19 protein-coding genes are annotated in these 22,194 nt (G+C 57.6%); 12 read left to right on the forward strand and 7 right to left on the reverse strand.

The window, feature by feature from the left end; all coding sequences use genetic code 11:
• The first annotated feature begins 44 nt into the window (after positions 1-44).
• Positions 45-2,174 carry a GumC family protein gene (locus ACJ5NV_RS16140; protein WP_411645344.1) on the forward strand — a complete coding sequence of 710 codons (2,130 nt, stop codon included), beginning with the start codon at positions 45-47 and terminating at the stop codon, positions 2,172-2,174.
• A 242-nt stretch (positions 2,175-2,416) separates the two neighbouring features.
• On the opposite strand, the gene ACJ5NV_RS16145 is transcribed toward ACJ5NV_RS16140, so the two are convergent.
• Positions 2,417-3,217, reverse strand: a complete 801-nt coding sequence (locus tag ACJ5NV_RS16145; protein ID WP_411645346.1) for an SDR family NAD(P)-dependent oxidoreductase — start codon at positions 3,215-3,217, stop codon at positions 2,417-2,419.
• A 296-nt stretch (positions 3,218-3,513) separates the two neighbouring features.
• On the opposite strand from ACJ5NV_RS16145, the gene ACJ5NV_RS16150 reads away from it, so the two are divergent.
• The gene (locus ACJ5NV_RS16150) at positions 3,514-4,407 is read left to right on the forward strand and encodes an AraC family transcriptional regulator (RefSeq protein ID WP_411645348.1); all 894 of its coding nucleotides are present in this window, start codon (positions 3,514-3,516) and stop codon (positions 4,405-4,407) included.
• Positions 4,408-4,517: 110 nt separating this feature from the next.
• Here the strand turns inward: ACJ5NV_RS16150 and ACJ5NV_RS16155 are convergent, their stop codons facing one another.
• The 6 genes from ACJ5NV_RS16155 to ACJ5NV_RS16180 form a co-directional block, all read right to left on the reverse strand.
• Complete coding sequence (locus ACJ5NV_RS16155; RefSeq protein WP_411645350.1) at positions 4,518-6,065, reverse strand: Ppx/GppA family phosphatase; 1,548 nt, start codon at positions 6,063-6,065, stop codon at positions 4,518-4,520.
• Positions 6,066-6,101: 36 nt separating this feature from the next.
• Positions 6,102-8,270 carry an RNA degradosome polyphosphate kinase gene (locus ACJ5NV_RS16160; RefSeq protein ID WP_411645352.1) on the reverse strand — a complete coding sequence of 723 codons (2,169 nt, stop codon included), beginning with the start codon at positions 8,268-8,270 and terminating at the stop codon, positions 6,102-6,104.
• Positions 8,271-8,320: 50 nt separating this feature from the next.
• Positions 8,321-8,980: a P-loop NTPase family protein gene (locus ACJ5NV_RS16165; RefSeq protein ID WP_411645353.1), complete on the reverse strand. Its 660-nt coding sequence runs from the start codon at positions 8,978-8,980 to the stop codon at positions 8,321-8,323.
• A gap of 1 nt (position 8,981) precedes the next feature.
• Positions 8,982-10,043: an AI-2E family transporter gene (locus ACJ5NV_RS16170; RefSeq protein ID WP_411645355.1), complete on the reverse strand. Its 1,062-nt coding sequence runs from the start codon at positions 10,041-10,043 to the stop codon at positions 8,982-8,984.
• A 275-nt stretch (positions 10,044-10,318) separates the two neighbouring features.
• Positions 10,319-10,894: a YceI family protein gene (locus ACJ5NV_RS16175; protein ID WP_411645356.1), complete on the reverse strand. Its 576-nt coding sequence runs from the start codon at positions 10,892-10,894 to the stop codon at positions 10,319-10,321.
• 130 nt (positions 10,895-11,024) lie between these two features.
• On the reverse strand, positions 11,025-11,489 hold the full coding sequence (locus tag ACJ5NV_RS16180; protein ID WP_411645358.1) for a hypothetical protein: 465 nt from the start codon (positions 11,487-11,489) through the stop codon (positions 11,025-11,027).
• 516 nt (positions 11,490-12,005) lie between these two features.
• On the opposite strand from ACJ5NV_RS16180, the gene ACJ5NV_RS16185 reads away from it, so the two are divergent.
• The 10 genes from ACJ5NV_RS16185 to ACJ5NV_RS16230 all read left to right on the forward strand — a co-directional run bounded on the left by ACJ5NV_RS16185 (position 12,006) and on the right by ACJ5NV_RS16230 (position 22,080).
• Positions 12,006-12,641, forward strand: a complete 636-nt coding sequence (locus ACJ5NV_RS16185; RefSeq protein WP_411645360.1) for a phosphatase PAP2 family protein — start codon at positions 12,006-12,008, stop codon at positions 12,639-12,641.
• A complete protein-coding gene (locus ACJ5NV_RS16190; RefSeq protein WP_411645361.1) occupies positions 12,638-13,741 on the forward strand; it encodes a sterol desaturase family protein in 1,104 nt (367 codons plus the stop codon). Before ACJ5NV_RS16185 ends, ACJ5NV_RS16190 begins: the two co-directional genes overlap by 4 nt.
• A 115-nt stretch (positions 13,742-13,856) precedes the next feature.
• Positions 13,857-15,197, forward strand: a complete 1,341-nt coding sequence (gene proS, locus ACJ5NV_RS16195) for a proline--tRNA ligase (RefSeq protein ID WP_411645362.1) — start codon at positions 13,857-13,859, stop codon at positions 15,195-15,197.
• On the forward strand, positions 15,194-15,754 hold the full coding sequence (locus tag ACJ5NV_RS16200; RefSeq protein ID WP_411645364.1) for a peroxiredoxin: 561 nt from the start codon (positions 15,194-15,196) through the stop codon (positions 15,752-15,754). Before proS ends, ACJ5NV_RS16200 begins: the two co-directional genes overlap by 4 nt.
• Positions 15,755-15,947: 193 nt before the next feature.
• Positions 15,948-16,556, forward strand: coding sequence for a DUF2937 family protein (locus ACJ5NV_RS16205; RefSeq protein WP_411645366.1), 609 nt, complete (start codon positions 15,948-15,950; stop codon positions 16,554-16,556).
• 174 nt (positions 16,557-16,730) lie between these two features.
• Positions 16,731-17,999 (forward strand): ABC transporter permease, encoded by a 1,269-nt coding sequence (locus ACJ5NV_RS16210; protein WP_411645367.1) that lies wholly within the window; start codon positions 16,731-16,733, stop codon positions 17,997-17,999.
• Entirely contained in the window at positions 17,992-18,675 is a 684-nt protein-coding gene (locus ACJ5NV_RS16215) for an ABC transporter ATP-binding protein (RefSeq protein ID WP_411645369.1), read from the forward strand. Before ACJ5NV_RS16210 ends, ACJ5NV_RS16215 begins: the two co-directional genes overlap by 8 nt.
• 258 nt (positions 18,676-18,933) lie before the next feature.
• On the forward strand, positions 18,934-19,791 hold the full coding sequence (locus ACJ5NV_RS16220; RefSeq protein ID WP_411645370.1) for an IclR family transcriptional regulator: 858 nt from the start codon (positions 18,934-18,936) through the stop codon (positions 19,789-19,791).
• Positions 19,792-20,064: 273 nt separating this feature from the next.
• Positions 20,065-21,306: an acyl-CoA dehydrogenase family protein gene (locus tag ACJ5NV_RS16225; protein ID WP_411645379.1), complete on the forward strand. Its 1,242-nt coding sequence runs from the start codon at positions 20,065-20,067 to the stop codon at positions 21,304-21,306.
• Positions 21,307-21,309: 3 nt separating this feature from the next.
• On the forward strand, positions 21,310-22,080 hold the full coding sequence (locus ACJ5NV_RS16230) for an SDR family oxidoreductase (protein WP_411645372.1): 771 nt from the start codon (positions 21,310-21,312) through the stop codon (positions 22,078-22,080).
• Positions 22,081-22,194: the final 114 nt, after the last annotated feature.

Below are 22,194 nucleotides of genomic sequence, written 5' to 3' on the forward strand. Positions count from 1 at the left end.
CTGCCTGTGGGAAGCAAGTACAAGCCGATTGACAGGACATACATATGAACCGCGCCTCTATTATTTCACAAGGCACGCTTGCCACCGACGCTACCGCGATGGGCGGCGAAATCGATCTGGCAAAGTTGTTTGGCATTTTGTGGCGCGGTAAACTCTGGATTGTATTATGCGGAGCCTTGGCGCTTTGCGCCGGGATCTACTATGCAGTCGGCCTTGCGACGCCAATCTACACGACACATGCGACGGTGGCTTTAGAAAGCCGTCAAAACCAAGTCGTTGATATTGAGAGTGTGGTGTCCGGCATTTCTGGCGACCAGGTCGCGATCAACACAGAGGTAGAGGTGTTGCGGTCACGCAGGCTGATTGGCAAAGTCGTTGCCGATTTGAACCTAACGCAAGATCCGGAGTTCAATCACACGCTTCGCACGCCATCTTGGGTGTCACTCGATGGGATCACAGGTGCCGTCAAGGAGGATATCTTGGGCCAGACGGTGATACCCCGTACTTACTCTGATCAAACGATTACAGATTCGGTTATCAATAATCTTTTGGACCAAATATCTGTATCAAACGTCCGCCAAAGCTATGTGTTTCATATATCCGCTTTCAGTGAAAGCCCTGAAAAATCAGCGCAGATCGCCAACCGATTGGCTGAGTTATATGTCGAAGATCAGATTGCGTTGAAGTTTGAAAAAACCGCAGAAGCGACAGAGTGGTTGACGGATCGTGTCGCGGAGTTGCAGATCTCACTTGAGACAAGCGAAAGCGAGTTGAAAGAGTTTAGCAATAACACCAATCTGATCAGTCCAGAGGGCCTTGTCGCGTTAAACCGCCAACTTAAAGACATGCGCGAACGGCTGACGGATTTGACGGGCACATTTGCAAGGTTGGACGCACGTGTGAGCCGATTGAAGACAGCCCAAGAAACTGGCGACTTGGCGCGCATGGCAGAAGCCGCAGATACCCCTGAATTCGCGCTTCTGCTGGCCAATGCCAATACTGTGGCGACACAAGACCTCTTTCGTAGTCAATATGCGGCACTGGTTTCCGACGCCGAGCTGGAGCGGTCACGCGCCCAGACGCAACGCGCCGCTGTAAACCTTTCTGTTGTTGAGCTAGAGAGGAGCATCGACATTCAATCGGATGAACTGGTCGCTTTGCAGCAGCTGCAACGCGAGGCAGAGGCGAGCCGCTTGATTTATGAGTTCTTCCTGAACAGGCTCAAGGAAACCTCCGTTCAGCAGGGGCTACAGCAGGCAGAGAGCCGAATTTTATCGTCTGCAATTGTGCCCGTCGGACCATCATCGCCCAGAATGTCCCTTATTTTCATACTCTCACTGCTGCTCGGCTTGTTTGGCGGGTCTGTAATGGTTCTCTTGCGAGAGTTTTCACAAAACACCTTTCGGCTGGCAGAGGATCTTGAGGCAAAAACCGGGTATGATGTTATCGGGCAAGTGCCAAAGATTCCTGCGCGAAAACGAAAAAATGTGGTGCAATACCTGCATGATAAACCCAATTCCGCAGCCGCCGAAGCGATCCGTAATCTGCGTACGTCTTTGCTGCTGGCGAATTTGGATAGGTCACCAAAAGTGATCATGTCGACCTCTTCGGTACCTGGTGAAGGCAAGACCACACAGTCCATCGCTTTGGCGCTGAATCTGGCCGGACTTGGCAAGAAAGTTCTGTTAGTCGAGGGCGATATTCGACGCCGTGTCATGACTGAATATTTTGATATTCCTAAGAAATACGGTTTTCTCAGTGTCATCTTAGACGAAATTTCGCTGGCTGAGGCCGTTACGACGGTGCCGGATATGAAATTCGATGTCCTGGTGGGCGAAACGTCACAAACGAACGCGGCAGATATTTTCTCTTCAGAACGCTTTGGCACATTTCTTGACACGCTGCGGGCCGAATATGACTTTGTCATTATCGATACGCCGCCTGTCCTTGCCGTCACCGATGCACGTATCATCGGGCGGTGGGTTGATACGACAATTTACACAGTCCGCTGGGATCAGACCTCGCATCGGCAAGTCGTTAGCGGTTTGAAAGCGTTAGAGCAGGTGAATGTGAAAGTCGCCGGACTGGTGCTGGGACAAATTTCGGCGCAGGGAATGAAACGATATGGGTATGACAATAGCTACGGTGGCTATCAATCCTACTATAGAAACTAACGGGCTGAAGCGCCTTCGCAGCTATCAATAATGTCATTGCTGGATGGGGGCGTCGGATGTATTTTCCCGGTAACCTATCTGGGTTCATAACTACATACTGCCCTCACGCTGGCCGAGGAGAATTCGGATGAGGATCAGCAAATTTCGCGATGCGCAGAGCATGTGTGTTTTGGAGCAGGCAGAGGGCGGTATGGCAGCCTGCGTGAGTGCTCAGAAGGAGCGACGCCGCGCCTGCGTGTCCGTCATAGCTCCCAGCTGAAACCCGTTGCCTGTTCCGACACATCCCACAATTTAGCCATTACAGTCTTGTCGTAGGCGTAAGGCTCCAGCGTGCCTTTCCCGACCGGGCCGACGAATTCCATGCGACCCGTGGGGCCATAAAGCGCGCGCTCTTCCAGACCGTTTTCGGTGGCGCACATGACTTCGGGATATGCACCTTTTTCGGCGGTTTGAACCATTGGTGATTTGGTCATCAGCCACCAGACAATCCGCGTCAGAAGACCGCCACTGGTGCTGATGAGTGAGGTCGCGGAAGAGCCCGGATGGCAGACATATACCGCGACGTTCTTGCCCGCTGCTTTGACCCTGTCGTGCAGTTCGTAGGCAAACATCATCTGCGCCAGTTTGCTTTGGCTGTAGGCGGGGTTGGCGCTGTAGTTATTGTCCCAGTTCATGTCATCAAACTGGATCGTCCGTAGCCCCATCTTGTCGCCAAGGCTTGCGACGACCACGATCCGCCCTTCGGATTCTGCGATGCGATCAAACAGTATTCCCGACAGAACAAAGTGACCATAATGGTTGGTGCCAAGCTGGCTTTCGAACCCGTCTTTGGTAAGCTTTCGGGTCGGCACCTGTGCGATGGCAGCATTGCAGATCAGCGCGTCGATCCGGGGCGCAGTCTTCAACACATCTGTCGCCGCCTCGCGCACGCTCGCAAGATCGGCCAGCTCCATGCGCACAAAGCTCACGTCAGCGCCTGCGCCAAATTCTTCTTTCAGCGCTGCGATGGCGGCGGTGGACCGTTCTGCGCTGCGGTTCAGCATCACCACCTTCGCACCTTTGGTTAGCAGGATACGCGCCGCCTGAAAGCCCGCATAATATAGGTCTTGCCTGCAAGTGAGCCGAGGCGTTCTGGTGTCCAGCCCTTAGGCCCGAATTGGGTGTCTTTCATTTTATACTCCGTTAGAGACGGCCACATGCCGCGGTATTTGCGGTTTCCAGTCTTGATCGAGTAAATAGCTCTCATACCTCTTGCAAAACAGATGACATCGTCGCGAATACTTGCCTGATTGTATCACGCCCGTTGTCGTGACTGCGGAAATGGGCATAGGCTGTCCATATGTGTAAGCAACAGATCAAGCACTTTATCGAAAGCAGGCTTTGTCAAGGCGGCCTGATTGAAACCGGCATTCCGGGCGTCAGGCTGTTTCGGGCCACGACTGCTGTGCCCTGCGCTCCTGCTGTATATGAACCCAGCGTGATTGCCATCGTCAGCGGGACTAAAGAGGCGGTGCTGGACGGTGCGCGATATGAGTACGACCACAGCCGGTACATGTGTTGTCCGACGTCAATGCCGGTGAAGGCAGGGACGCCTACTGCGTCGCCGGAAAATCCGCTTTGTGGCGTTTATATTGCACTGGACCCGCGCATGATGACCGAACTGGCCATGGAAATGGAAAACGCAGGGGGCGCTATCCGATCAGGCAAGCAAGCGCCGCTTTCACAGGGGATCAGGTTTGCGCAGTGGGATGCCGCGTTTACCGATGCGCTGTTAAGGCTGTTGCAATTGCGTGGTAACGAGACGGATATTGCGGTTCTCGGCGAGGCACGGCTACGCGAGCTTTACTACGCGATCCTGAAGGGTGAGGCAGGATATTTTGCAAGACAGGCGTTCAGTGTTGGCAATGCTATTGCGCGATCCATCGCGCATGTGTCGTCCAATCTGGACGCACCGATCTCGATTGATGAAATGGCCACGCGCGCGGGGATGAGCCGCGCCGCATTTCACCGTAAGTTCAAGCAAGCCACAACGATGTCGCCCATCCAATTTGTAAAGTCGATGCGCCTTAACACCGCTGCCATGAGGATCGCTGGCGGTATTACCGTGAACGAAGCGGCCATGGATGTGGGTTACGTGAGCCCGTCCCAGTTCAGCCGAGAGTTCAAGCGCATGTACGGCCAATCGCCGCGGCAATGGCGCGATACCCAACAACCCGCCGTCAGAATGGCATGACGGATATTGGTTTCACCCAGCAAGCACTGACTTTTGGCATTGATACGGTGCGTCTGAGCTTTCTTTCTGGCAGGGCAGACGCCACGCCGTAAGGTGGATCCCGATCCACCTTACCCTTTGAATTTCACCACCGGCTGCCCGTTCAGCGCGTTGGCGAGCGCATTGAGGCGCGCTTCGGCCACTTCGCCGAATAGCGGGCGCGCGTGTTCGGTCAGCGTCAGCGTTAGCTCGCCAGATTTGGGGCTGAATTTCAGCGTGCCAGGCATTTCGTCCGCGTTGATCCACAGCATCGCGCCAAGTCGCATGGCTTTGCCGAGTACCTCTGCCTCTTTGATTTGTTCGGGTGTCAGCATTGACAGCAGGTCAGAGAAACGCGCGCTGTCGATTTTGTTGGTGTAGCGGTTCATCAGCGCGAGCCCCAGCAAGACCCGTTCATAATGTTTCAGCCCGCCCAGATTGGCGCGGGTGGCGTTGTCGAATGTGACCTCGGCCCGGTAATCGGGGTGCGCGCGCCAGCTGACGTCATGCAGCAGGCAGGCGGCCTTGATGATCCGCTTGCGCTGCCAGTTGGCGCGGGCAAAGAGCGGTTTCACGAAATCATAGAGCAGGCGGCCAAAGCCGGGCAGGCGCGCGTCTTTGGCTTCGGCAAAGCGGCAAGCCTCTATAAGCGGGTCCCGCTCGCGCAGCTCACGCGGCATCTGCTCGAACAGCATCCCTTCGCGGATGCCGTAAGAGGAAACAGTCACATCCTTGGGTTTGAATATCCGCATCAGTTCTTTCAGGACGATTGAGGCATACGGCACCAGCGACATCCGGCTGTCCGATATATTGCAGCGTCCGCGCAGCTCTTGCAGGTCGGATTTGCTGATATAGTCATGGGTGTTGGCGATCCGGCGCGAGGTCATCCGGTATTCGTGCAGCACGGTCAGGGGGTAATTGCGCCGCTCCATATCAACCCGCGCGATGGCCCGCCAAGAGCCGCCTACAAGGAAGAGCCGCATGCCCGTTTTATTGCCCATTTCATCATGCAACCGCTGCATGGTTTCACGCACGTAGGCCTTGATCGCCTTCTTGCCGCCCTTGATTTCGCGCAGCTTTAAAGGCCCAAGCGCAGAGGTCACACGTTGCCCCACGCGCCCATCGGCCAGATCGGCCAACTCCATGGAGGACCCGCCGATATCGCAGACCAGCCCATAGCTGCCGGGCCAGCCCAGAAGGACGCCTTGCGCTGAAAGCCGCGCCTCTTCCTTGCCGTCGATCACCCAAAGCTTGATACCGGTTTCGCGGAGCACCTCATCCCTAAAGTCGGCACCGTCGCTTGCCTCGCGCACGGCGGCGGTAGCGACGGCGGTGAGCGGCGGCAAGCCCATGCCCTGCGCCAGTGCGGCAAAACGCCGGATTGCCCGGATGGCCCGCACCCGGCCTTCGGGGTTCAGATGCCCGGTTTCCGACAGGCCCGCCCCCAGGGCACACATGATTTTTTCATTGTAGAAATAGGCTGGTGAGCGTGCGGCCCCGTCAAAAACAACAAGCCGGACAGAGTTCGAGCCTACATCGATCACCCCGACCCGGTCCAACCCGCGCGCTGCGGCATCTGCAAAAAGCGGACGCCCGAAAGGCCCCCAGTCGATGGTTTCGGGGTCTTGTTGCTGAGTCATGACTTTTCCGCAGTTGCGTTAATCTGATTGTATCAATCAATCATCCGTATGCGTCAACTGGGGGACGTCGGCTGCCCCTGCGGAACCCCGCCCTGAAAGCGATGGGTTTTCCATGAAGAACCGGTGGCAATTGAATGCGAATTCGCCCTCGGGCAGGACCGCCCTTGTAAAGCTGCCATCGCCGGACATGATCCAGCTTTGCGCCACATCGGCCATGTTCGCGGCCATCACCTGACTGACGATCTGGGCCTTCACGGTGGCGTTTTTGATTTCGACCAGTGTTTCGACCCGCCGGTTCAGATTGCGCCCCATCCAGTCGGCCGAGCTGATATAGACCCGCGCTTTTTTGCTGGGCAGCTCGCTACCATTGCCGAAACAGACAATCCGGGAATGTTCGAGGAAACGCCCGACTATGGATTTTACCCGAATGTTTTCCGAAAGCCCCGCCACCCCCGGTCGCAGCCCGCAGATGCCGCGCACCACAAGGCTGATTTTCACCCCGGCCTGTGATGCCGCATAGAGCGCATCAATCACGTCGCTTTCGATCAGCGCATTCATCTTGGCCCAGATGACGGCGGGCTTGCCTGCGCGCGCATTGTCTGCCTCTGCCGCGATCCGGTCGAGCAGGCTTTGTTTCAGCGTCAGCGGTGAGATCGCCAGATGGTCGAGGTTTTCCGGCTGCGCATAGCCAGAGATATAGTTGAAGACCTTGGTCGCATCCCGCCCAAGCTTTGCGTCGCAGGTGAACAGGCTGAGATCGGTATAGATCCGCGCAGTGATCGGGTGGTAATTGCCGGTCCCGAAATGGGTGTAGGTCACCAGCTTGTCGCCTTCGCGCCGGACCACGGTGCTGATTTTGGCGTGGGTTTTGTAATGCAAGAAACCGTAGACCACATGCGCGCCCGCCCGTTCCAGTCGTCGCGATTGCCGGATATTGGCGGCCTCGTCGAAGCGCGCCTTGAGCTCGACCAATGCGGTGACGGATTTACCGTCTTCTGCGGCTTCGCACAGAGCCTCGACAATGGGGGATTTTTTTGAGGTGCGATAAAGCGTCTGCTTGATGGCGACCACGTTCGGATCGCGCGCCGCCTGTTTAAGAAACCGCACGACCATATCGAAGGTTTCGTAGGGATGATGCAACAGCATGTCCTTTTGCCGGATCGCGGCGAACATGTCGCCGTCGTGGTCCTGCACCCGTTCGGGCACGCGCGGCGAAAACGATGGCCAGAGCAGATCAGGCCGGCTGTCGAGCACCAGCTCGCCCAGATCGGAAATGCCGATCAGCCCGTCTACCTCGATCACTGTGTCTTCGGAGACGTGCAATTCATTCATGATCAGCGTCTTGAGCGCGTTAGGCGCGCCTGCGGACAGCTTCAGACGCACGACCTCCCCCCGGCGGCGACGTTTCAGGGCGACCTCAAATTCGCGTACGAGATCCTCGGCTTCGTCTTCAAGTTCCAGATCGCTGTCGCGCAGGACCTTGAACGCGCAGGAGCCTTTGATCTGATAGCCGGGGAAGAGCCGTGAAATATGCAAAAGCAGCAGCTCCTCCAATGGCAGGAAGCGGTGGCCGTTTTCGCTGGGCAGCGGCACAAAGCGGTCGATCTGGGCAGGGACCGGCAGAAGCGAGCGCAGCTGTCGTTTGTCGCTGGGCCGCTCAAGTTGCAGCGCCAGCGCGAAGCCTTCGTTTGGCAAAAAGGGAAATGGGTGCGCGGGGTCGATGGCCAGCGGTGACAGCACCGGAAAGACACGTTCAATAAACACGTCTTCGAGATATTTGATATCGTCCTTGGTCAGCTTGTCGCGGCTCAGGATATGGATGTCCTTCTCGGCCATTTCTGCCTGCAGGGTGTTGAACACCTCTTGCTGCCGCGACATCAGCCGCCTTGCGTCGGCGTCAATGACCACAAGCTGTTCGGACGGTGTCATCCCGTCAAGCGCGGGGGTGTTGTTCCCTTCGTGCACAAGCTCGCGCAGACCTGCGACGCGCACCGTATAGAATTCATCAAGGTTGGTGGCCGAGATCGACAGGAAGCGCAGCCGTTCGAGCAGCGGCACGCGCGGGTTTTCCGCCTCTTCCAGCACACGCCAGTTGAAGCCGATCCAGCTGAGTTCACGATTAAAGAACCGCGCCGGTGTGGCGGGGTCAATGTCGAGCGGCGTGGGGGTCGGAAAGTCCCCCTCAAGAAAGTTTGCTGTGGTCATGGGGCCTTGTGCACCGCGATTGTTGCGGAATAATGACAAGTATCGTGGTGTCAGCCCGGTTTGTCCAGCAGCTCGGCTGCGAGCCTTTTATTGATCTTGCGGCCCTGTGCTAGTGCCTGCGTATCAAGTTGCGCCACGATATCGGCCGCAGCTGCAAAGGACCGTTCGATCCGCTGCGCTAGATAAGTGGTCAGTTCTGGTTTCGGCGCGATCTGACGGTCAGCGAAAAGCTTCATGATCAGGGCGGTCAGCAGCGCGTCATCCGGGTTTGTGATCTCGGCCAAAGTGGTGGCCTGCATCCGGCTGGCGAGGTCGGGCAGGGTGATCGGCCAGCGGCTGGGCGCGGTTTCCGCTGTCATCAGCAGTATCCCGCCCGTGTGACGTAGGTGGTTGTGCATGTGAAACATCGCCTCTTCCGCGGATTGTGGCAGCTGTTCCATATCTTCCACGATCACCGTGGCGGCGTCAGTCTGAAAGTCGGGCGGTATCGTGTCCGCCGCAACGATCTGCGCATCGGTGCGGTTTTGAAAGATTCGGGCCATATGGCTTTTGCCGCAGCCTTGTGGCCCCGCGATCACCAGCTTGCGGTCGGGCCATGTTTCGGGCGTTTGCATCATGGCAAAGGCCTGCGCATTGGCCGCCGAAACAAAGAAGTCATCCGGCCCGAGTGCAACACCTGTCGGCCAGTCAAAGGAAAGCTGATTGGCCATGTTAGTCGTCCGTGGAAAGCCCGCGATACAGGGGGCTTTCCTTGTAGCGTTCAATCGCATAGCGGGCCAGCACGCCGAGGATCGCCGCCACCGGCACGGCCACAAGCATCCCTACGAAACCAAAGAGCGACCCAAAAACGGATAGCGCAAAGATCAGCCAGACCGGGTGCAGCCCGATGGAGTTGCCTACCAGCTTTGGTGTCAGGATGTTACCCTCAAAAAATTGCCCCAAGGCGAAGATGCCTGCGACAATCCCGATAGAGACCCATTCACCCCAGAACTGGAATACGGCCAGCCCGATGGCCAGCACCCCGCCGACCAATGCGCCAACGTAGGGGATGAAAGAGATCAGCCCGGCGATGAAGCCGACTACCAGCCCGAAATTCAACCCGGCCAGCATCAGTGCGATGGCGTAATAGGTGCCCAGCACAAGGCAGACCGTGCCTTGCCCCCGAATGAAAGACGCAAGCGTCCGATCAATGTCGCGCGCGATCCGGCGAATTGTCGTGGTATGTTCACGTGGCAGCAGGTCATCGACCTTGGCGGTCATATTATCCCAGTCGAGCAACAGGTAGAAGGCGACGACGGGCACGACGACCAGCAAGACAATCACGTTGATCAGCCCCAAAGCAGAGCTAAGCAACCCATTGACCAGCTCGCCCCCTTTGGATTGGATCGTTTCGCCAATCGCCAAAAGCTGCTTCCGGATCGTGCTGTCCTCATCCCCGAGCGAGGGGAACCGTTCAGTCACAAAGGCTTGCAGCCGTTCAAAAAGCTCTGGCGCGGTGTCGATCAGCTGCGAGGTTTGCTGCACCAGCGTGGGAATGACGAGCAGGATCAGCAGGATAAAGATCATCATCGCGACCAGCGTGATGATTGAGACCGCCACCGTGCGGCTGCAGCCCGCCCGTTCGAGCCGATCTGCAAGCGGGTCAAGGCAATAAGCGATGGCGCCGCCTAGTACAAAAGGCAGAATTACATCGCCCAGAAACCAGAGAATAATGAGGAATATCGCGGTTGCGATACCCCAGTATTTTGCCTGCTGACTAACCGGAAGTGCCATACGTCACCTGAATTGCCTGTTTCGATAGATGCGACATGGATCAGTGATGTGCAAGGGCAGGGGCTCATCGATGCTGAATTTCGCATCGGGTCTGACAATAGATTGTCCGTTCCGGATGGCCATCGTCCCGTCTGCAACGCGTCAACTTTGATGAAATCTGCCGTCGGGCTTTTCGAAATACAAAACCTCTAGTCTTGTCGTGCCCACAGCTTTGCGCGTGCATTAGCTTTGGGCACGCCGATCTTGCGGCTGGCGGTATTTAAAGGGGGGATCAGCTACCGCGACGACACACGTGCGGCGATATCGAGTTGGATTTCATCTGCGACCATGTCGCTATATCCGGTCGCCCCAAAGGCGGACCGTTGCACGGCGCCACTGATCCGAAAGCTGAGCTGGCTCATGTCGCCTTCGGCGGTGCCGTGCTGGCGGAAGACCGCTGCGTTTAGCGTAACGGGCCGTGTCACGCCGCGAATGGTTAGCAGCCCATCGATCTGCCCCCCTGCGGACAGATTGCGCGGGTCGTTGGCGCGAATGGCGGTGGATTGGAAACGGATTGTGGGATGATCCCGCGCGGCCAGAACGCTGGGCGCTTTGAGCGCTTCTGTCGCGAAAATCAGGCCGGTACGCGCCCGGCTGACATCGACGGTGACGTCAACGGCGGAGGCTTCGAACCGGTCGAGATCAATACTGATCTGCGCCGAACGTACGGGCATTGCCCCACGGTTCTGTGCCCCTTGCAGGGTATAGACAAAGCCGACCTCGGACCGGTCAGGCTGCAGGCTGTAATTGACTGGCGCGGCATAGCTGATGACGGGGATCAATAGCAGAATGGCGGTGATAAAGCGGATCATGGGGGTGGCTCCTGTTGGGGTGATGTTACAGGAGTTACGCGCGAACACTGTCACTTATTCCTGAATATTATCGTACCCTGTTTGCACAAGGCAAGCAGGGGCGCTTGTTCACACCAATGCCGGTTCTGCATCAGGGTTCAAATCTGTCATCGGGCGCACAGCCCGCGGCGGAGATATCCGCCAGACATGCAGCCACTGCTTCGAGATAGGCAATGCCCTGTGGGTTATCGCCAAGCCTGCTGCGACCTTCGGCGAGCCACCGGCGTGCGTAGTCATCTCGTCCGGCATGTGCGGCTGCAAAGGCGGTCAAAGCTGCCAAGACAGGGGCGCCATCGGCGTCAGATCGTCCGAGTTCAGCCTCGGCTTCTCTGAGAAAGCTGTCTTGGATCCGTGGATTCGCCACAAACGCGTCTGTTTCATACCACCACGCGCTAAGCGAAAGTGAAAAGCCAACGGGCGACATCGTATCGCCCAGATGGTGCGCCACATCATAGGCCCGCTGATATGGCGGCTTTTGCTTTATGGCGGCGAATTCCGGCGTTTGAATGAATGCCGCCAGTGTCTCCACTTCTTCATCATTAAATTCCCGATACATGGGCAACCCGTTTGATGGGCAGACAGGAATGCGCGTGACGAAATCACATGATGTTATTCCGCGCATGGACATTGACCGCCCAAGCATGGAACAGCTTGCAGTTCCTTTTATTTCGAAGGTTTCGCCGCCGATCGGGCATGTCACAGGGCTTGATATCGGGGTCCCTGCATGGGTAGCTGAAACAGTAAGCATAATGCCCGCAATATAAGCCTTCATCGTAATCCCTTTCACAATACGTTCAATAATGTCCTTATAGTTTGCGTTCATCGGCGGGACAAATCAATGGATTTCCTGAAACGCATAATGCGCGGTCCGCACGCGTCCAAAGGTATTGTTGACCTTGGCGTGTTTGACGAAGTGCAGGACCTCGGTGGTATCAACAGGTGATTGTCATTGCGGCTTGAGCAGATTGACAATCTCTTTTAATTCAACTTCCTTTTGGCAGAGGGCCATATTGTAGACAAAGGCACATCGTTGACAGTCGGTATGACCGGCCCATGCCGCAAAGGACCAGTCATGACCGTACGCCGCCCTGAGATGCCATTTTGGTCAAGGTTTGCATTCATGGCGATGGGATGGGGCGCGATTGGCGTGGTGTATACCATTTCCGGTCAGCGCGGCGCGGAAACGGCGCACCGGCTTGTTCCCACGGCCATTGATCGTTGGTTCAGCTTCAATCCCGACATGATCTGGATTTATATGTCCTTCTTTCTATTCGTGCCTTTAGGTTATTTTTGCACCTCACCACAGCGGGTAAAGTGGCTGAGCAGCGTCATGGCGATCAGCGCGGCCTGTGCTGCCGTCGTCTTCGGCTTTTTCCCGACGACAATGGATTTTCCTGCCGTGACCCAGCAAGGTGTCAGTGCTGAGGCGCTCAAGCTGTTGATGCGGTACGATGCTGTCGTCAATTGCTTGCCATCGCTGCATGTAACGCTGACATTTCTGACACTCTGTGCACTGTGGCAGGTGGGGCATCCTTGGCGCAATCTTCTGCTGAGCAGTTGGGCCGTGGCTATCGCGATTTCGATCCTACCGTTATACCGGCATCAATTCGTGGATTTTCTGGCCGGACTCGCCCTAGCCTTGTTCGCGTGTTTCATAGCTGGGCTGCTGAAACGCTCCGGCCTTGTTTTGTCGGAGCCGGTGCCGTGACTGCTATCGCGTTTCCCATCCTTTTGATGCTGGCTCTGGTGTTGGCGGAAATGGTGATCATCAACCGGCAGGGTCGCATTGAGATGGATTGGCATGATGTAGCCTTCAACCTCAATTCCGGGCATCTCATGGTGTGGTTGTTCCGCGGGCTTGAGCTTGCGGTTTTTGGTCTGGTCGCGGAACATGCCAGCTTTGACGTCGTCGGCAACTGGCACCCGGTGGCCGTATGGGTGTTAGCGGTGATCGGGTGGGATTTTTGTTTTTACTGGCTGCACCGTCTGCACCACAAGTTTGCGATCCTCTGGGCTGTGCATGTGGTCCATCACGAGGGTGAACATTTCAACCTGTCCCTTGCGATGCGCAATTCCTGGTATTCCTCGCTTGCGTCGATCCCGTTTTTCATCCCGCTGGCATTGCTTGGGGTGCCGCTTGAGATGTTCATCACAGTATCGGTCCTGCATTACGGTATTCAACTGATGAACCACAGCGCGCTAACCCCGCATCTGGGGGTTTTAGAGCGCATTCTGGTCACCCCAGCGCATCACCGCATTCACCATGTGGCGGACCGGGCCTGGTCCGACAGCAATTATGCGGGCAGCTTCGTGATCTGGGACAAGCTTTTCGGCACCTACCGCCCGGACTTGCCCGAGGGGGATTTCGACTATGGCGTCAAAGGTGCTTCGCCGTCGCGTAACCCCGCGATTGCGAGCAATAATCCGGTCTTGCGCTATGTGTTCCGGTGGAAGGTTGGCACGGTGAAGCCGCAACCGCGCTATCGCGCGCAGGGGCCGATGGTGTTTGCGGGAACCATTTTGCTGTTCTGCCTCGTCACGGGATATGTATGGATTTACGGCTATGGCTATACTGACTTGGGGTATAGCCAGCTGACGTCATTCAGCTTGCTTGCATTTGGGGCCATCGCATTGGGCGGGATCAGTGAGGGGCGCCACTGGGCGCTTTACGGTTGGGTGGCGTTGAGCGTGTTGTTGGTCGCTGATGCACTCAGCGGTGGGGCGGGTTATGTTTGGCTGCTGACCTGCTGTGTCCTGACGCTGCATAGCGTATCGCTTTTGATGGGGTTTGGACGCGAGCCGGCCTGATATTGTAAAAAGCTGTGTTTGTGCGCCGAGGCCTGATTGTTGCCCGGCACGAGCGCTTGCCACCGCTTCTCTTGCGCCCTAAACCGGACCCAACAACCGATTTATGGGGTATTCCATGCGCCTGAGCCGCTACTTCCTACCAGTTCTCAAAGAAACACCGCGCGAGGCGCAGATCGTTAGCCACCGCTACATGCTGCAAGCTGGCATGATTAAACAGGCGACCGCCGGGATCTATTCTTGGCTGCCGCTGGGCTTTAAAGTGCTGCGCAAGCTGGAAAACATCGTGCACGAGGAACAGCAACGTGCAGGGCATCTGCCAATGTTGATGCCAACCTTGCAGCCCGGCGAGTTGTGGGAAGAATCCGGGCGTGACAATTCTTATGGGCCTGAAATGCTGCGCGTCGTGGACCGCCATGGTCGCAAGATGCTTTACGGGCCGACCAACGAGGAAATGATCACTGATATCTTTCGTAGCCATGTGACCAGTTATAAAGAATTGCCGCTGACGCTCTATCACATCCAGTGGAAATTTCGTGACGAGGTCCGCCCCCGTTTCGGTGTGATGCGCGGCCGTGAGTTTTTCATGAAAGATGGTTACAATTTCGACCTGACGAAAGAGGACGCGCTGCACGCCTATAACCGCCATTTGGTCAGCTATCTGCGTACCTATGAACGGATGGGGCTGAAGGCTATTCCAATGCGTGCCGACAGCGGCCCGATTGGCGGCGAAGACACGCATGAGTTTCTGGTTCTGGCGGAAACCGGCGAGTCAGAGGTGTTCTATGATAGCATCGTCACCGACCTGCATCTTGGTGACCGCGAGGTTGATTACGACAATGTCGAAGAATGCCAGGCGATCTTTGACGAATGGACCGCGCCCTATGCTCGCACCGACGAAACCCATGACGCGGCAATATTCGACGCCGTACCAGAGGACCGCCGCAAGGTGGCGCGCGGGATTGAGGTGGGCCAGATTTTCTATTTCGGCACCAAATATTCGGAAACCATGGGCGCGCATGTCGATGACGGCAAGGGCAACAAGGTGCCCGTGCATATGGGCAGCCACGGCATCGGCGTGTCCCGCCTGCTGGGCGCGATTATCGAGGCGAACCATGATGACAAGGGCATCATATGGCCCGAAGGCGTGACGCCGTATCACTGCGGGATCGTGAACCTGAAACAGGGCGACGCAGAGGCTGATGCCGCTTGCGAAAGCCTATACACTGCATTGACCGGCTTTGATCTGGAGCCGCTTTATGATGACCGCCAAGAGCGCGCGGGTGCCAAATTTGGCACTATGGACATGATCGGCCTTCCGTGGCGGATCACCGTTGGCCCGCGTGGGTTGAAAAATGGGGTGGTTGAATTGACCCGCCGCCGCACTGGTGAAAGCATCGAACTGCCCCCGGAAGAGGCCGTGGCCCGCGTTGCTGCTGTTTACGAAGGGATTGCATGAGCTTGAGCGAGGTTGATTGGACACTGATCCCTGCGCCCGCCGATGATGGCGGGGCTGATCATCTGGAGGGCGCCTCTCTCCCGGATGTCAGCCTGCCTGCGACGGATGGGAAAACAGTCGCTCTGCGAAACCTGCGCGGCTGGTCAGTGATCTATATCTACCCGATGACTGGTCGCCCGGATCGCGATCTGCCTGATGGCTGGGATGACATCCCCGGCGCGCGCGGTTGCACGCCCCAGTCCTGCGCCTATCGCGACCACGTGGCTGCGTTGAATGGCTATGGCGTCGATCATCTGTTCGGCCTGTCCACGCAGGACAGCGCTTATCAGGCAGAGGCGGTAGAGCGGCTGCATCTGCCTTATCGTTTGCTGTCGGATGCGGATGGTGCGTTTGGCGATGCGCTGAACCTGCCGGTGCTGGAAGCTGATGGCCAGCGCCTGTTGAAGCGCATGACGATGATTGTGAAGGATGGCGAAATCGAAAAGGTTTTCTATCCGGTCTTTCCGCCTGATCAGGATGTGGAAAATGTCATCGCATGGTTGCGCGGGAACGCCTGAGGGCAGCGTAAGACCTCACACCTGACCCGTGTGCTGTGCTGGAAAATGTGATGTGCGCGCATATGTGATCGGCGGATTTGCCCGTGACCGCCATCGTCCGCTATTCCCATTTCCGAAAACCTGTTAACCTTTGGCAAAAGACCAATGTCATGAGGCAGCAGATGACATCTATTTTCGCTGAACGGATACTATCATGATCAGGGTGCTTTCGCTTGCGGGTGCTGTGGTTGGGGCCGTGTCCCTGTCGCAATTCCCTGAGTTTTCACAACAATACCAGCAGCGTCTGGGCGGGCAGGTGGATGCGCTGACGGTCGAGGTGAAAGCCTTTGACGCCTCTGCTCTTGCCGCAGGTCTGGGCCGGGAAGAGGCGTTGGAACAGATCGAAGGCACGCCTTTTCTGGATAGTCATCACGCAGATGAACGGGCGATGTTCGCCCGCCATGCGCGGCTGAGCGACCACCTGATGGCGCTACGTGCCGCCGGCCCGCTGGAACGGCTGATGATGCCGCAGCGGTTTGCCGATCCGGATACGCTGCGCGCCACATGGGCAGAGTTTGCGCCGGCGGTCCCGGTCAGCGTTGCGGGCGCGGCCTCTGCCGGGGCAGGGTTCATCGGCGGCTGGCTTGTGATGGCCGGGCTGTTGGGACTGATCTTTGCACCTTTTCGCAGGATGCGCCGCCCCGCCCATGCGAAAGACAAGCGGCGGGAGCCGGAGCTGCGCCGCGACGCGCCAGTGGCCCGCCCCACGCTGGTGGCGGAAACGCCGTCACATGTCCCACGGCTGGCCGGGGCCAAGCGATAGGCAACGTCGCGGCGGAAGCGCAATGCCCGCTAGATTTCCCAAAACAAGACCCGCCAAGCGACAGTTGAGCGGCTTGATGCCATCTGTCCCTTACGTGATGGGCTGTGCGCGATCAGCGCTTGACCTTGCAGAGTCCGCGCCGCAGTTTGCGCCAAATCGCAAGAAGGAGCCGCCATGGCCTCGGTGAAGCACACCCGCCCGTTTGCGGGGTTCGAATGGATGATCGCCTGGCGCTATATCCGCGCCAAACGCGCCGAAGGCGGTGTCAGCGTCATGACCTGGATCAGCCTGATCGGGGTCACGCTGGCCGTGTTCGCTCTGATCGCCACGCTGGCCGTTCGGTCCGGGTTCCGGGCAGAGTTCATTGACACCATCGTGGGCGCAAATGCCCATGTGTCCGTCGTTGCCCCGCGCGAAGTGATCACCGATTACGCCGAAATGGCAGAGCGTATCCTGACTGTGGAGGGCGTCGAAAGCGTCGCCCCTCTGATCCGGGGTCAGTCAATGGCCGAGGGCAATAGCGGGCTGATTGCTTTGGCCGATATTTACGGTGTGCATCTGGATGATCTGAAAACCTCTGATGCGATTGTCGACAGTGACCTGACCTATGGGGATATTGACGCACTTCCTGTTGGGATCGCGCTGGGCTCTGCCCTTGCCGCTAATCTGGGTGTGACACTGGGGGATCGCGTAATCATCACCACTCGTGGCGGCGCGGCGAGCCCGATGGGCCGGTCGGTGCGCCGCAACGCCTATGATGTGGTGTTTATCTTTTCCACCGGCCGTTTCCAGATCGACGAGGTCCGCGCCTATCTGCCGTTTGAAGAGGCGCAGCTGGTCTTTAACCGTGACGGTGTGGCCGATGAGCTGGAGGTCAGGCTGGAGGATATCAACCAGTCCGAAGCGCTCAAGCAGACGATTGCGAATGTCGCGGGGCCGGGGCTCTGGGCTTATAGCTGGCAGGACCGTGTGGGCCGCTTCCTGCGCGCTCTGACGATCGAGGACAATGTGATGTTTATCATCTTGTCGATCCTTGTGCTGGTGGCATCCATGAACATCATCAGCGGGCTGATCATGCTGGTCAAAAACAAGGGCCGCGACGTGGGTATCCTGCGCACGATGGGTCTGACCGAAGGGTCGATCCTGCGGATCTTTTTCATCTGCGGGGCCGGGATCGGGACATTGGGCACGCTGTTCGGCGTCGTGTTGGGCTGTCTTTTTGCGATCTACATCGACCAGATTTTCAGTCTTGTGAATTATGTCGCAGGTGGAGGTGTCTGGGATCCGTCGATCCGGGGCATTTACAATGTGCCTGCTGAATTGCATCTGTCCGATGTGGTCAAGGCCATGTCCTTGTCGCTGGGTCTGTCCTGGATCATTACCATCTTTCCGGCCCGCAGGGCTGCCCGCATGAACCCGGTGGAGGCGCTGCGCTATGAGTAATCCAACGCTGGATATCGCGGGTCTGACCAAGACCTATAACACCGGCCTGCCAAATGAGGTACAAGTGCTGCAAGGCGCATCGCTGCGCGTGCAGCCGGGCGAAATCGTTGCCTTAGTCGCCCCCTCAGGCGCGGGTAAATCGACTTTGCTGCATATTGCCGGGCTGCTGGATACGCCCGACACAGGCACGGTGGCCATTGCGGGCGAGGATATGACGCGGCTTTCGGATCGCAGGCGCACCGCTGTGCGCCGGGCCACGGTCGGGTTCATCTACCAGTTTCACCATTTGCTGCCCGAATTTACTGCGCTGGAAAATATTGTGCTGCCGCAACTGGCGAACGGTGCAGGGGCGCAGGTGGCAGAGGCACGCGCCATGGCCCTGCTGGACCGTGTGGGTGTCGCAGACCGCGCGTCGCATCGACCGGCTGCCCTGTCTGGCGGCGAACAGCAGCGGGTTGCCTTTTGCAGGGCGCTGGCGAATGAACCAAGCCTCCTGTTGGCTGATGAACCGACCGGCAACCTTGACCCTGACACTTCTGACCGGGTGTTCGACGCGCTGATGACGCTGGTCCGCGATACCGGGCTGGCGGCGGTGATTGCGACCCATAACCTTGAACTGGCCGCCCGGATGGACCGGCAGGTGCGCATGACGGGCGGCGTCTTAGAGTCGCTTTGACCTCTTACGGCTGGCGCGGCATTTATTGGAACATCTACAGTGATTATCCCTGTTAACTACGAACTTCACCAACACATAAACAGTGTTAGGAAGCCATAAGGTCACGGTATCGTTTCCGACTGCACCCAGATCAAACAAATACTGAGCGTGGTGCCGGCGATTTCCTGAAAGGCTTCCATAAACCAATTGGCCTTTGTTCATTGGGCGCATAGATTGGGCTGATGTGAACGATCAGCCGATTGTTTTAAGTGTATAAGAGTGGATGAGGGTGGCACGTTGGTTGGCGAATTGACTGATTTGGATGATGCAGATGACCGGAAATTCGTGTCCGCGCTGGCGCGTGGACTGGATATTCTGCGTGCCTTTCGCCCGAATGAAACGACGCTGACAAATCAGGAAATCGCCCTGCGGACTGGTCTGCCCAAGCCGACGATCTCGCGGCTGACCCATACGCTGTGCAAACTCGAATACCTTGTTTATTCCGAACGTACAGGGACCTATCGGTTGGGTGCTGGTGTGCTCGCGCTGGGGTTTGGTGTGTTGTCGGGAATGGAAATGTCAGAGCGTGCAGCCGATGAACTGCTGTACCTTTGCGACGGTCCAAACCCGCATCTGACGGCATCATTGGGCGAGCGTTTTCGCATGTCGGTGGTCTATACTGCTGTGCGCCGCAGCAAACAGGCGGTCGCACTCAGCAATAATATCGGTGCCCGTCTGCCGCTGTTTCACAGTGCGATCGGGCGGGTGATGCTGGCGACGATGCCGGTCGCCGAACGCAATGGGCTGTTCGAACTTGCCACATCCGAGCGGCCCAATGACCGGGGGCGGCTGAATGATAGCCTTGGCCGTGCGCTTGAGGATTACGCTGCCTACGGATTTTGCACCTCTTTCGGGGAATGGCTGCCAGAGGTGAATGGCATCGCAGCACCGGTGTATTCGCTGAACGGGGACCGGATTTATGGGATGAATGTGGGCGGCCCGTCATTTCTGGTGGAACCTGCGGAACTGATTGATGCCTATGGCCCCCGCATCCTTGATGCGACGCGGCGCTTGTCGCATGACGCCTATCGCAGTGCCGCAGCCACCCCTGCGAATAAGGCTGAACCGCCGAAATAGGGGTGCATGCTCGCGGGTGTCGCAATGCCGCGAAACAATATTTCGCAAAGCGGCATTGGCAAGGGCCTGAGCGCTGGCTAGTCTCCTCCTATCGGGCATCAAGCGTGCCGGATTTGCAGGTGACGCTTCGTGCCTGCGGGGAGGAGAAAGCGTATGCAGGACCCGGCGGAAGCTGGCCGCGCGCGCGTGTCCTTACCCTGATCCGGTCGCTTAGGTCCCACCTAGACGCATATGCAAGGAGCCCGCATGGCACAGAGCGATACCCCTTTCGGGATGAATAATCTGGAAATGTCAGATGCAGCGAAGCCGTTGCTGGCCGGTGTGGTCCGGCATATCGCCGAAAATGTCGACCCGATCACGGAAGAGTTCGAGGCAAGCGCCAATTCCGGCGATGACCGCTGGTCGCTTTCACCTCGCCAGTCAGAGCTTCTGGCAGCGGCCCAGAAAAAAGCGCGGGATGCAGGGTTGTGGAACTTCTTTTTGCCGAATGCTGAAACGGGCGAGGGGCTTTCAAATCTTGATTACGCCTATATCGCCTTTGAACTGGGAAAAAACCCGCTGGCATCGCAAACCTTGAACTGCTCTGCCCCGGATACCGGCAATATGGAAGTACTGGAACGGGTCGGCACGCCGGCGCAGAAAGAGCGGTGGCTGACGCCGCTCTTGAACGGCGATATCCGGTCCTGCTTTGCGATGACCGAACCGCAGCATGCGTCATCGGATGCGCGCAATATTCAGACCAGCGCAGTGCTTGAGGGCGATGAATGGGTCATCAACGGCGAGAAATATTATATCTCGGGTGCCGGTGACAGCCGCTGCAAGATTATGATTTGTATGGTGAAAACCTCGCCCGATGCGGACACATTTCACCAGCAATCGCAGATCCTTGTGCCGATGGATACGCCGGGGGTGGAAATCGTTGGCCCCATGACTGTGTTTGGCGCCGACCACGCGCCGCATGGCCATATGCATCTGCGTCTGACCAATGTGCGGGTGCCCAAGGACAATATCCTGCTGGGCGAAGGGCGCGGGTTTGAGATCAGCCAGCTGCGGCTTGGACCGGGCCGTATTCACCATTGCATGCGCTCGATCGGTATGGCGGAAAAAGCCGTTGACATGTTTATTGCGCGCGGGTTGGACCGGCAGGCCTTTGGCAAGGACCTGATCGACCTTGGCAAGAATATGGAAACCCTGTCCCGCGCCCGGATCGAGATTGAGGCGATGCGCCTGATGGTGCTGAAGGCCGCCAAGGCAATGGATGTATTGGGTAATAAAGAGGCCCGGATTTGGGTGTCGATGGTCAAGGCGATGGTGCCGGAAAAAACCTGCCAGATCATTGATCAGGCGATCCAGATACACGGTGCGACCGGCATGTCGCAATGGACGGACCTGCCGGAAATGTATGCTCATCAGCGCACCCTGCGCTTTGCCGATGGTCCGGATGAGGTGCATCACGCTGTTGTCGCCCGTGCCGAGGTGAAGGCGTTTCAAGCGTCAAATACGCGGGGCCGCTGAGCTATGTTCGATGTGGCAGGCAAGATCGCCGTCGTCACCGGGGCGGCCAGCGGCATCGGACGCGCGCTTGCGTTGCGGCTGGCGCAGGAAGGCGTGGCGCAGGTGGTTTGCGTCGATCTGAACGGCGCGGGCGCACAAGAGGTCGCTACGGCCTGCGGCGGCGTAGCCTATCAGGTCAATGTGGCGGTAGAGGCTGAAATCGCGGCGCTGATCACTCAGGTCGAGGCCGACGTCGGGCCCATCGACCTTTTCTGTTCTAACGCGGGGATCATGGTGCAGGGCGGGGCAGAGGTGCCGGACGCGGACTGGCAACGCATCTGGGATATCAACGTGATGGCCCATGTCTGGGCTGCGCGCCATGTGGTGCCACGGATGATCGCGCGGGGCGGGGGGTATCTGCTGAACACCGCATCTGCTGCCGGATTGCTGAGCCAGGTGGGGTCTGCCCCTTACAGTGTCACCAAACATGCCGCCGTGGGGCTGGCGGAATGGCTGGCCCTGACCCACGGCGATGACGGGATCGGCGTGTCGGTTCTTTGTCCGCAGGCGGTCCGGTCAGAGATGACGCGCGGGCTGGGGGATTCCGTCGCATCGCTTGATGGACTGCTGGAACCCGAACCGGTCGCAGAGGCTTGCGTGCAGGCGATCCGCGACGGCACATTCCTTGTCCTGCCGCATCCAGAGGTGCTGGGTTATTTCCGCAAAAAGGGCGAAGATTATGACCGCTGGATTGGCGGGATGCGCAAGCTAAACAGGCAGTTCAATCCGCGATAGAGCAGTAAAGTGGCACTCCCTCGACCCTTTGCGTTTTCTAGAGCGTGTCGCGTGTTTTCAGATTCAGGATTCCCAGATCACGTATGATGTGATTCCCTATGCTTGGCGCAGATA

The sequence above is a fragment of the Loktanella agnita genome, from assembly GCF_046640325.1.
GTDB classification, from domain to species: domain Bacteria; phylum Pseudomonadota; class Alphaproteobacteria; order Rhodobacterales; family Rhodobacteraceae; genus Yoonia; species Yoonia agnita.